Origin of the sequence: Spirillospora sp. NPDC029432, assembly GCF_040703975.1 — a bacterium.
In the GTDB taxonomy this organism is placed as follows: domain Bacteria; phylum Actinomycetota; class Actinomycetes; order Streptosporangiales; family Streptosporangiaceae; genus Spirillospora.
Genome location: NZ_JBEZWH010000125.1, coordinates 1 through 11,093, shown reverse-complemented (window position 1 = coordinate 11,093; position 11,093 = coordinate 1). Strand labels below are relative to the sequence as shown.

Annotated in this window: 7 protein-coding genes; 1 reads left to right on the top strand and 6 read right to left on the bottom strand. The window is 73.9% G+C overall.

The window, feature by feature from the left end; translation table 11 throughout:
• Positions 1-108 precede the first annotated feature (108 nt).
• From AB0881_RS40960 to AB0881_RS40945, 4 genes are all read right to left on the bottom strand, one after another.
• The gene (locus tag AB0881_RS40960; RefSeq protein WP_366626257.1) at positions 109-615 is read right to left on the bottom strand and encodes a Rieske (2Fe-2S) protein; all 507 of its coding nucleotides are present in this window, start codon (positions 613-615) and stop codon (positions 109-111) included.
• Positions 616-804: 189 nt separating this feature from the next.
• Positions 805-2,292, bottom strand: a complete 1,488-nt coding sequence (locus AB0881_RS40955; RefSeq protein ID WP_366626255.1) for an aldehyde dehydrogenase family protein — start codon at positions 2,290-2,292, stop codon at positions 805-807.
• 108 nt (positions 2,293-2,400) lie between these two features.
• Entirely contained in the window at positions 2,401-5,238 is a 2,838-nt protein-coding gene (uvrA, locus tag AB0881_RS40950; RefSeq protein ID WP_366626253.1) for an excinuclease ABC subunit UvrA, read from the bottom strand.
• A gap of 305 nt (positions 5,239-5,543) precedes the next feature.
• Entirely contained in the window at positions 5,544-6,365 is an 822-nt protein-coding gene (locus tag AB0881_RS40945; protein ID WP_366626251.1) for an MBL fold metallo-hydrolase, read from the bottom strand.
• Between the two features lie 86 nt (positions 6,366-6,451).
• On the opposite strand from AB0881_RS40945, the gene AB0881_RS40940 reads away from it, so the two are divergent.
• The gene (locus AB0881_RS40940; RefSeq protein ID WP_366626249.1) at positions 6,452-7,192 is read left to right on the top strand and encodes a maleylpyruvate isomerase family mycothiol-dependent enzyme; all 741 of its coding nucleotides are present in this window, start codon (positions 6,452-6,454) and stop codon (positions 7,190-7,192) included.
• Here AB0881_RS40940 and AB0881_RS40935 read toward each other — a convergent pair.
• Together AB0881_RS40935 and AB0881_RS40930 are read right to left on the bottom strand one after the other, a co-directional pair.
• Complete coding sequence (locus AB0881_RS40935; protein WP_366626247.1) at positions 7,189-7,914, bottom strand: Crp/Fnr family transcriptional regulator; 726 nt, start codon at positions 7,912-7,914, stop codon at positions 7,189-7,191. The two genes, AB0881_RS40940 and AB0881_RS40935, sit on opposite strands and share 4 nt — an antisense overlap.
• A gap of 151 nt (positions 7,915-8,065) precedes the next feature.
• Positions 8,066-11,093 (bottom strand): tetratricopeptide repeat protein (locus AB0881_RS40930; protein ID WP_366626245.1); only part of this gene is annotated, 3,028 nt, incomplete at its 5' end.

Here is an 11,093-nt window from a genome sequence, read left to right as displayed (position 1 = left end):
GATCGGTGCTCAGGAAGTGCTCGAGCAGGAACGTGCCGTACGTGATGGCCGCGATGACCCGCAGGATCGGTACGAACGCGGGGCGCCCCGCCCCCGCCCGGGCACGGGTCAAGCCAGGGTGATCTGGTCGCCCTTGACCGTGATCTTCCGCTCCGCCAGCGGCTCGGTGGCCGGCGGGCTGGCCACCGAACCATCGGCGATCTTGAACTTGCTGCCGTGGCAGGGGCAGTTGATGGTGCCGTTCGCGACCGCGTCCACCGGGCAGCCGCGGTGCGTGCATTTGCTGCTGTAGGCCTTGAACTGGCCCTGGACCGGCTGCACGACGACGATCTTCTCGGACTCGATGACCTTGCCGCCGCCGACCGGGATCTCGCTCGCCTTGGCGAGCGCGGCGCCGGTGGAGCCGCCACCGCCGTCGCCGCTCTCACCGCCGGAGCCCTCCCCGCCGGATCCGCCGCCGCCCTCGTCGCCGCCGCCGCAGGCCGCCGCCAGGCCGGCGACCCCCGCGAGCCCGGCGCCGATCAGCATCCCGCGCCGGGTGCTGCCGTCCGTGGCCGGTCCGGCCGCGGGCGGCGCTTCGGGGCTGTCCGTCCGCTCTGCGGGCGCCTGTGCCATGGATCTCCTCCGTGTCTCGGTGCGGGGTGCCGGTGCGGCACGCGCGCCGACCGCGCGGCTCGCACGCTGTCACCGGAGAGTACGAACGGGAGCGTTTGAAGGTTCAAACTCCGCCGGGTGATCTTTTGCTCACCCCCCGCGACCTGCGTCTCTCCGACCAAGATATTCGGTCGGCCGGCCGGCGCGCGGTCAGGGGCGGGAACCGAAGCGGCGGCGCGGGCGGGGCAGCACGTTGTGCCACACGTGCTTGGCCTCCTGGTACCGGGCCAGCCCGGCCGGGCCCAGCTCCCGGCCGATCCCCGACTGCTTGAAGCCGCCCCACTCGGCCTGCGGCACGTACGGGTGGAAGTCGTTGATCCAGACCGTGCCGTGCCGCAGCCGCGCCGCCACCCGCTGCGCGCGGCCGGCGTCCTGCGTCCAGACCGCGGCCGCCAGCCCGTAGACGCTGTCGTTGGCCAGCGCCACGGCCTCCTCCTCGGTCTCGAACGTCTCGACCGTGAGCACCGGCCCGGACGACTCCTCCTGGACGACCCGCATCCGCGTGTGGCAGCCGTCCAGGATCGTCGGCAGGTAGTAGTAGCCCTTCCGCAGGAACGACTCGCGGGGGCGGCCCCCGCCGCAGCACAGCCGCGCGCCCTCGTCCAGACCGGCCGCCACGTACGCCTCCACCCTGGCGCGGTGCTCCGGGGAGATCAGCGGCCCGGCCTCGGCCTCGGGATCGAACGGGCCGCCCAGCCGGATCCGCCCCGCCCGCGCCGCCAGCTCGGCAACGAACTCGCCGTGCACCGGCGCGTGCACCAGCAGCCGCGCCCCCGCCGAGCGCGCCTGGCCCGAGTGCAGGAACGCCGCGGCCAGCGCCATCTCCAGCGCGGCCTCCGGATCGGCGTCGGCGAAGACGATGTTGGGGTTCTTGCCGCCGAGCTCCAGCGCCACCCGCTTCACCGTGGTGGCGGCGGCCGCCAGGACGCCGCGGCCGGTGGCGAGCCCGCCGGTGAACGAGACCATGTCGGCGGCCGGATGCGCCACCAGCGCCGGGCCTACCCGGCCGCCCGCGCCCAGGACCAGGTTGAACGCACCCGCCGGCAGACCGGCCTCGACCAGCAGCCGGGCCAGCAGGATCGCCGTCGAGGGGGTCAGCTCGCTCGGCTTGAGCACGACCGTGTTGCCGGCCGCGAGCGCCGGGGCGACCTTCCAGGACGCCCTCGGCAGCGGATGGCTCCACGGCGTGATCAGCACGCAGACGCCGACCGGCTCGGACACCACCCGGCTGATCACGTCGGCGCGGCCGGTGTCCACCGCCCGCCCCGCGGACCCGGCGGCGCCGTTCAGGCAGAGGCCGCCGTAGTAGCGGAACACCGCGGCCGCGTCGTCGGCGTCGTGCTCGCTCTCGGCCACCCGCCGGCCGGTGTCGAGCGACTCGGCCCGGGCCAGCTCGAACCGGTCGCGTTCCAGCAGGTCGGCCACCCGCAGCAGCAGCGCGCCGCGGTCGCGCGCCGGCATCCGGGGCCAGTGGCCTGAGTCGAAGGCGTGCCGGGCCGCCAGCACGGCGGCCGCGGCGTCCTCGGGCCCGGCCTCGGCCACGCTGGCGACGGGCGACTCGTCGGCCGGGCAGCGGATCTCGCGGAGGGCCCCGTCATGCGGGCCGACCCAACGTCCCCCGATGTGGAGCTGCCCCATGGGTGCGCCCCTCGGCCGCGGCGCGGACCGCGGCGAGTCCGCCTCTGGGCGCCATCCAAATCCGCGACCGGGGTCCCGTCAACCCTCGGGGCGGCTCCACCCGGCGGTTCAGTCCAGCAGCTTGGCCAGGAACTGGCCGGTGTGGCTGGCCTCCACCTTGGCGACCTCCTCCGGCGTGCCGGTGGCCACCACGGTGCCGCCGCGGGAGCCGCCCTCGGGCCCCATGTCGACGATCCAGTCGGCCGTCTTGATCACGTCCAGGTTGTGCTCGATGACGATCACCGTGTTGCCCTTGTCGACCAGGCCGTTCAGCACGCCGAGCAGCCGGCGGATGTCCTCGAAGTGCAGGCCGGTGGTCGGCTCGTCCAGCACGTAGATCGTGCGGCCGGTGGAGCGGCGCTGCAGCTCCGAGGCCAGCTTCACGCGCTGGGCCTCGCCGCCCGACAGCGTCGTGGCGGGCTGGCCGAGCCGGACGTAGCCGAGCCCGACGTCCAGCAGTGTCTTCAGATGCCGGTGGATCGCCTTGATCGGCTCGAAGAAGGCGGTGGCCTCCTCGATCGGCATGTCCAGCACCTCGGAGATCGTCTTGCCCTTGTAGTGGACCTCCAGCGTCTCCCGGTTGTAGCGGGCGCCGTGGCAGACCTCGCAGGGGACGTAGACGTCCGGCAGGAAGTTCATCTCGATCTTGATGGTGCCGTCGCCGGAGCAGTTCTCGCACCGGCCGCCCTTGACGTTGAACGAGAACCGGCCCGGCTGGTAGCCGCGCACCTTCGCCTCGGTCGTCTGCGCGAACAGCTTGCGGATGTGGTCGAACACGCCGGTGTAGGTCGCCGGGTTGGACCGCGGGGTGCGGCCGATCGGCGACTGGTCGACGTGCACGACCTTGTCGAGCTGGTCGACGCCCGTGACCCGGCGGTGCTTGCCCGGCACCGTGCGGGCGCCGTGCAGCTGCTTGGCCAGCGAGTTGTAGAGGATGTCGTTGACCAGCGTGGACTTGCCGGAGCCGGAGACACCGGTGACCGCGGTGAACACGCCGAGCGGGAACGCGACGTCCACGCCCTGGAGGTTGTTCTGCCGGGCGCCCTTGACGGCGACCTCGCGGCCCTTCTGCCGGGGCCGGCGGATCTCGGGCACCGCGATCTCGCGGCGGCCGGACAGGTAGGCGCCGGTCAGCGACTGCTCGGAGGACAGCAGGTCCTCGACGGTGCCGGAGACCACGATCTGGCCGCCGTGCTCGCCGGCCCGGGGGCCGATGTCGACCACCCAGTCGGCGGCCTGGATGGTGTCCTCGTCGTGCTCGACGACGATCAGCGTGTTGCCCATGTCGCGCAGCCGGATCAGCGTCTCCAGCAGCCGGTGGTTGTCGCGCTGGTGCAGGCCGATGGACGGCTCGTCCAGCACGTACAGCACGCCGACCAGGCCGGAGCCGATCTGGGTGGCCAGCCGGATCCGCTGCGCCTCGCCGCCGGCCAGCGTGGCCGAGGCGCGGTCGAGGGTGAGGTAGTCGAGCCCGACGTCCAGCAGGAAGCCCAGCCGGGCGTTGATCTCCTTGAGCACCCGCTCGGCGATGTGCCGGTCGCGGTCGCTGAGCTCCAGCGTCAGCAGGAACTTGGCGCACTCGCCGATCGGCATGGCCGCGACGTCGGCGATCGACCGGCCGCCCATGGTGACCGCCAGGACGACCGGCTTGAGCCGCGCGCCCTCGCAGGACGGGCACGGGATCTCCCGCATGTAGCCCTCGAACTTCTCCCGGGTGGAGTCGCTCTCGGACTCGGCGTGCCGCCGCTGGATGTAGGGGATCACGCCCTCGTACGCGGTGTAGTACGAGCGGATGCGGCCGTAGCGGTTCTTGTAGCGGACGTGGACCTGGGTCTCGTGCCCGTTGAGGATCGCCTTGCGGGCCTTGGCCGGCAGCCGCTCCCACTCGGTGTTGAGGTCGAAGCCCATGGCGTCGCCCAGCGCCGACAGCAGCCGCAGGAAGTAGTCGCTGACGTGCCCGTTGGACCACGGCTGGATCGCGCCCTCGCCCAGCGTCATCGTGGGGTCGGGGACGACCAGCTCGGGGTCGACCTCCATGCGGGTGCCCAGGCCGGTGCAGTCGGGGCAGGCGCCGTACGGCGAGTTGAACGAGAACGAGCGCGGCTCCAGCTCCTCGAACGACAGGTCGTCGTAGGGGCAGTAGAGGTGCTCGGAGAACATCCGGGTGCGGTGCTCGTCGTCCTCGGGCAGGTCGACGAAGTCGAGCACGATGGTGCCGCCGGCCAGGCCGAGCGCGGTCTCCACCGAGTCGGCCAGCCGCTGGCGGGCGGTGTCCTTGACCGCCAGCCGGTCGACGACCACGGAGATGTGGTGCTTCTCCTGCTTCTTGAGCTTGGGCGGCTCGTCCAGCCGGATCATCGCCCCGTCGACCAGGGCCCTGGAGAAGCCCTTGGACTGGAGCTCGCGGAACAGCTCGACGTACTCGCCCTTGCGGTCGCGGATGATCGGGGCCAGCACCTGGAAGCGGGTGCCCTGCTCCAGCTCCAGCACCCGGTCGACGATCTGCTCGGGGGCTTGCCGGCTGATCGGGCGGCCGCAGTCGGGGCAGTGCGGGTGGCCGATCCGGGCGTACAGCAGCCGCAGGTAGTCGTACACCTCGGTGATGGTGCCGACCGTCGAGCGCGGGTTCTTGCTGGTGGACTTCTGGTCGATCGACACCGCCGGGGACAGGCCCTCGATGAAGTCGACGTCGGGCTTGTCCATCTGGCCGAGGAACTGCCGGGCGTACGCCGACAGCGACTCGACGTACCGGCGCTGTCCCTCGGCGAAGATCGTGTCGAAGGCCAGGCTGGACTTGCCGGAGCCGGACAGCCCGGTGAACACGATCATGGAGTCCCGCGGCAGGTCGAGCGAGACGTCCTTCAGGTTGTGCTCGCGTGCTCCACGCACGATGAGTCGGTCATGCACGGCGTTGTTCCGGTTCCTCTAGTGGCATGTCTCTGGCCCGCGTGTCCCGGGGGTCCCCAGTCGCCGGACACGGTCATGGGACACGGTCGCCGGACATGGTGAAGACACACGTCGCCCTCAGGCTAGCCAGGGGGTCTGACAGACTTCCCCGACTCTTCAACAGCGGAGCCCGCCGCCGCATTTCTTCAGGGTCCTCCCCCGTCCCTGAAGGCGGCGGGCGTCACCTGGGAACCGTACACGTGTTCGAAGATCTCCCGCTACCGGAACCCGCGGACGGCGCGCCGGTCGCTCCGGTCACCCCTCGGTCACTCCCGGTCGTCCAGCGCGAAGTCCAGGTAGCGGGCGGCGGAGCGGCGCACGGCCGCCTTGCCGTCGGTCTTCACGATCCGGTCCCACCACGCCCCGTACACGCGGGCGAACGGGTACGGCTCCAGCAGGCGCAGCGCCCGGCGCACCGTGCGCGGCCGTTCGGGGATGAAGTTGGGGTAGCTGTACATGAAGCTCACCCAGTCGCGGTCGGCGACCACCTGGAGGATGTCACCGGACAGGAGCGCGCCCGCGCCGTCCTCGCCGTCCCGCCAGTGCAGGACCTGTCCCCCGGCGAAGTGCACCCCGGCGTTGATCAGCGTGATCCCGTCGGCGATCTCGGCGGTGTCGCCGTTCCAGAACGTGACCGCGTCGTCGGGCCGGGCGATCCAGCGCCGGTCCGCCTCGTGGACGAACACCGGCGCGCCGAAGGCGCGGGCCCACTCGATCATCGTGCCGTAGTAGTGCGGGTGGCTGATCGCGATCGCGGCGATCCCGCCCAGCGCGCGCACCTGCTCGACCAGCGCGTCGTCGAGGTAGGTGATCATGTCCCACAGGACGTTCCCGGCGGGCGTGCGCACCAGCAGGGCGCGCTGGCCGATGGCGGTCGCGGGCTCGGCGCCGATCCCGGTGATCCCCGGGCCCTCCTCGCGGACGACGCCGCGGTGCCCGGCGGCCCGCAGCTCCTCCAGGCTCGTCCAGCGCTGGCCCTCCCAGCCCACGTACTGGCGCTCGTCCGCGCAGATCGGGCAGTCGCCGCGCGGCGCACCGTACTGGACGCCGCAGGTCACGCAGATGGACAGGTCCCTGTTCCGGCTCATGGAGATCATTGTCACCGGCGTGGCCCCCGCCGTACCAGGGCAGGATGGGGTTTCCACGGAGCGGTGGCACAGAGAGGCGGGGCGCGATGGGCGAGTGGCGGAAGGTCCTGGCGGAGGTCGACGCCGGAACGGAACGGGTCGTGGCGACGGTGGCCGGGCTGGGCGAGGAGGAGCTGCGCGGCCCGTCGGCGCTGCCCGGGTGGACGCGTGGCCACGTGGCCACCCACATCGCGCGCAACGCCGACTCCCTGTGGAACCTCCTCGAGTGGGCCCGCACGGGCGAGGAGATCCCGCAGTACCCGAGCATGGAGGCGCGCAACGCCGATCTGGAGGCGGGCGCGGGGCGGGGCGCCGCGGCGCTGGCCGAGGACCTCCGCGCGTCGGCGGAACGGCTGTCCGCCCAGGCGGCGCGGCTTCCGGAGGAGGCGTGGGACCGGACGGTGCGGGCGATGCCCGGCTGGCGGCACCCGGCCTGGTTCACCGTCTACCGGCGCTGGCACGAGGTGGAGGCCCACCATGTGGACCTGGCCGCCGGGTACGGGCCGGCCGGGTGGCCCGTGGCGTACGTGGAGTGGGCGCTGACGAGCACGCTGGCCGATCTGGCGGCGCTGCCTCCCGACCTGAGGGGCGCGCTGGAGGGGTACCGGCTGGTGGCGACCGACACCGGGGACGCCGCGGACCTCGGCGGCGCTGCCGAGATCTCGGGCGGCGGGCGGGCGCTGCTGGCCTGGCTGAGCGGCCGCTCCGCGGGCGAGGGGCTGCTCATGCGGCCGGACGGGCCGCTGCCCGTGCCGCCGCCGTGGCCGTACGCGCCCAGCGGGTTCTAGGGGGCCACGCGCTCGCGGTCGTCGCGCGCCGGGGCCGCGGGCGGCTCGTACCCGGCGGCGGGGTCGCCGGCCAGGCGGTGCAGGGCCGCCACCGACCGGACGGTGATCACGTTGCGGGCGACCGCGAGCCGGCCCCGCTCCCCGGCCAGGATCTGGGCCACCTTGCGGCGGCCCATGCCCGCCCAGCGGCCGAGGTCCTGCTGGCTGACCGGGACGCGGACCTCGTAGCCGGCGCCGCCGGGCGGCGGCTTGCCGAAGCGGGCCACCAGCCGCAGCACCCGGCCCGCCAGCCGCCGTTCGGGCTCGTCGGGGAAGTGCGCGGTGCGCAGGCCGTTGGCGTCGCGCAGCCGCTCGGCGAGGACGGCGGCCACCGCCCAGGCCGCGCCGGGGTGGGCGTCCAGCACCGCGCGGAACCGGGCCGCGGGCAGGACCAGCGCCTGCACCCGGGTCAGCGCCTCCACGCTGGCGTCGCGGACGCCGCCGTCCACGGCCTCCAGCTCGCCGACGACGTCGCCCGGGCCCAGCACGTCCAGGATCACGGTCTCGCCGCCGCGGTCGACCCACACCTTGACCGCGCCCGAGCGCAGCACGAAGACCTGCGAGGCCCGGGTGTGCTCGCGGGTCAGGAACGCGCCCGGTTTGATCATCACGTTGGTGCCGGCGCGCAGCAGGGCCTCTCGCGCGCGCTCCGGGAGCTCGTCCCAGAATCTGGTGATGTCCATACCGCCAGTGAACGCGGCGGTACAGCGATCGACTGCGTACTACGCCACACTTCGATGCGCTGTGCATGCAAATTGCACCACGGGTTGCAGATCTTCTCCCGGCGTTCGGCCGTTCCTCCCCTCCGTTCCTCCGCTCCGGTACGCGCGGTCTTCAGTCGTCGTCGGGGCCGTCGGACTCCAGCCAGCTGTCGACCGCGCGCAGCCGCCGGTCGCAGTCGGCCACCGCGGCCGCGTCGCCCAGCACCAGGCAGGAGTCGCGCAGCCGCTCCAGCGCCTTGCGCTGGCCCCGGTGGTCGCCCATGTCCCGGCGGATGGCGATCTCCTCCAGGAACAGCTCCACGGCGCGCGAGTGGCGGCCCAGCCGCTGGCCGGCGCGCCCCATCGTGTGCAGCGCCATCGCCTGCTCCCGGGCGTCGCCGAGTTCCACGGCCAGGTCGTACGCCTGCCCGCCGGTCTCCAGCGACTCCTCGGCGCGGTCCAGCTCCAGGTAGATCGCGGCCAGATGGACCAGCGCGGTGCCCTCGCTGTGGCGGTCGCCGACCTCGCCGAGCACGCGCAGCGCCTCCAGCTCCATCTTCAGCGCCTCCTCGGGCCGGTCCCCCGCCCGCAGGACGGCGGCGAAGGTGTCCATCCCGACGCCCATCCCGTACCAGTCGCCGATCTCCCGGCGGATCGCCAGCGCCTGCCGGGCCGCCTGCTCGGCCTGCTCGTACAGGTCCAGCTTCAGGTACGTGCGGGCGAGGCTGCCGAGCGTCCCGGCCAGCCCGGCCTGCGCGCCGAGCCGGTGCCACAGGTCCAGCGCCTCAAGGCCCAGGACGAACGCCTCCTGGTGGCGCTCCAGCCGCCGGACGACCATCGAGAGGTGCTCGAGGTCGTGCGCCTCGCCGTACAGGTCGCCGATCTCCCGGCGCAGCTCCAGGGCCCGGACCAGGTGCTCGCGCGCCTCGCGGTAGCGGCCCAGGCGCCAGTGCACGATGCCGGTCTGCGACAGCGCCTCGGCCTCGCCGGAGCGGTCGCCGATCTCGCGGTGCAGCCGCAGCGCCTCGCCGCAGTACGTGAACGCCTCGGCGAACCGGGTGGCGTCGCACATCAGCATGCCGAGCGTCACCAGCGCCTTGGCCTCGCCGTGCCGCGCGCCGAGCGCCCGGTACGTCCGCAGCGCCTGCTCCGCGTCCTGCAGCGCCAGGTCGCGCAGCCCGAGCGAGGCGTTCATGCGGGCCAGCTCGGTGAGCGCCTGCGCGGCGCCGTACCGGTCCGAGAGGTCCTGGCGGATGTAGAGCGCCTCCAGGGCGTGCGAGACGGCCTCGTGCACGGCGCCGCGCCGGCGGTGCACGCGCGCCAGGGTCAGCAGCGTCGCCGCGACCCCGGGCATCTCCCCGATCTCGCGGCGGATGTGCAGCGCCTCGCCGGCGTGGGACAGGGCGGTGTCGTAGTCGGCGAGGCCGATGTGGGCGGTGGCCAGCGTCTCGTGGCCCTTGGCCACCCCTTCGCCGTCCCCCAGGGCCTCGTGGATGGCCAGCGAGCGGCGCGCGTGCTCGATCGCGGTCAGGTAGCGGCCGAGGGAGGCGTGCACGTCGGCGAGCGTCGCCTGCGCCACGGCCTCGCCGTACCGGTCGGGCGGGTCCACCGAGCGGAACCCGCGCCGCGCGTCCTCCCCGTACCCGATCGCCTCCACCGGCTGGCCCAGCTCGAAGTGCGCCACCGCCAGGTTGTGCAGCATGACGGCGGCGGCCTGCCAGTCCTCCTCCGCCCGCGCCGCCCGCAGGCCCGCCTGATGCACGGCGATGTTGTCCTCGCTGTAACGGCGGAACGCCTGGAAGTCGAACAGCGCGTCGGCCAGCTCCCAGCACGTGCGGTGCAGCCCCAGCCGCGCCGCCTGGTGCACCGCCGCGACCAGGTTGCGCCGCTCGGCCTCGAACCACGCCAGGGCCACCTGCCGTACGACGGCGTCCGGCGGCGCGCTCTCCCGGCCGTCCAGTACGGGCCGCCGCGCGCGGGTCAGGTGCGCTCCGGCCTGGCGCGCCTCGGCCAGGTACCAGGCGAGCAGGCGGCGCTGCGCCGCCATCCGGTCGCTGTCGGCGTCCTCGCTGAGGCCCCGTTCCCGGACGAAGTCGCGCAGCAGGCCGTGCATGCGGAAGCGGCCGGGCGCGACGTCCTGGACGAGGTGGGCCTGGCGCAGGTCCTCCAGGCACTCGGCCGCCTCCTCCTCCGCCGCGTCCAGCAGCGCCGCCAGGGCACCGGCGTTGAAGTCGGGCCCGGTGACGAGCCCCAGGAGCCGGAACGCCGCGCGCCGTTCGCGGCGCAGGCCCCGGTAGGCGATGTCGAACGTGGGGCTGAGCACGGTGTTGAGGCCCGGCCCCACCGCCGGGGAGGTGTCGGCCAGCTCCCGTACGGTGTCGGCGATCGACTCCTCGGGGTTCTCCGCCAGCCGCGCGGCCATGATCGCCAGCGCGAGCGGCAGGTAGCCGCATTCGCGGGCGAGCCGGACGACCGCGCGGTTCTCCTCCCGTACGCGCCGGTCCCCCGGCCCGAGCACGCCGGCGATGAGGTCGACGGCCTCCTGGACGGCCATCTCGCGCAGCTCCAGCGTCCGGATGTCGGCGCCGTCGGCGCTCTCCGCCAGCGCCGGGAGGCGGCGCTGCGTGGTCACCACCACCAGCCCCGCCGTGGCGGCCGCGATGATCGGCCGGACCTGGGCCGCCTCGGCGGCGTTGTCGAGGATCAGCAGCACCCGCCGGCCGGGCAGCAGCGAGCGGCACTGCGCCTCCAGCTCCGCCTCGGTGCGCGGCAACTGGTCGCCCGGCACCCCGACGCCGCGCAGCACCTGCCCCATCACCTCGGACGGGGCGGCCTTGCCGCGCAGGTCGCCGCGCAGGTCGACGAACACCGCGCCGTCGGGGAAGCGGTCGGCGGCCCGGTGCGCCCAGTGCAGCGCGAGCGTGGTCTTGCCGACCCCCGCCATGCCCTGGACGACCACCGCGCGCGGCAGCTCGGACTGCGAGACCAGGAGGTCGAGCTTGCCGAGGCTGACGGTGCGGCCGGCGAAGAACGGCTTGGCCTCGGGAAGGCGGAGCCCGCCGCCGGGGGCCTCCAGCCGTACCGGGGGGCGGGCGGCGATCCGGGCCGCCCCGCCGGCGCCGCCCGGACCGCCCGGGCCGGCCGCCGCCGGCACCGCGGCC

What these genes read in the sequence shown, in the direction of transcription:
- AB0881_RS40945 (WP_366626251.1), bottom strand. Translation starts at nt 6,365, where the DNA reads ATGAGCCGGAACAGGGACCTGTCCATCTGCGTGACCTGCGGCGTCCAG.
- AB0881_RS40960 (WP_366626257.1), bottom strand. Translation starts at nt 615, where the DNA reads ATGGCACAGGCGCCCGCAGAGCGGACGGACAGCCCCGAAGCGCCGCCC.
- AB0881_RS40935 (WP_366626247.1), bottom strand. Translation starts at nt 7,914, where the DNA reads ATGGACATCACCAGATTCTGGGACGAGCTCCCGGAGCGCGCGCGAGAG.
- AB0881_RS40940 (WP_366626249.1), top strand. Translation starts at nt 6,452, where the DNA reads ATGGGCGAGTGGCGGAAGGTCCTGGCGGAGGTCGACGCCGGAACGGAA.
- AB0881_RS40955 (WP_366626255.1), bottom strand. Translation starts at nt 2,292, where the DNA reads ATGGGGCAGCTCCACATCGGGGGACGTTGGGTCGGCCCGCATGACGGG.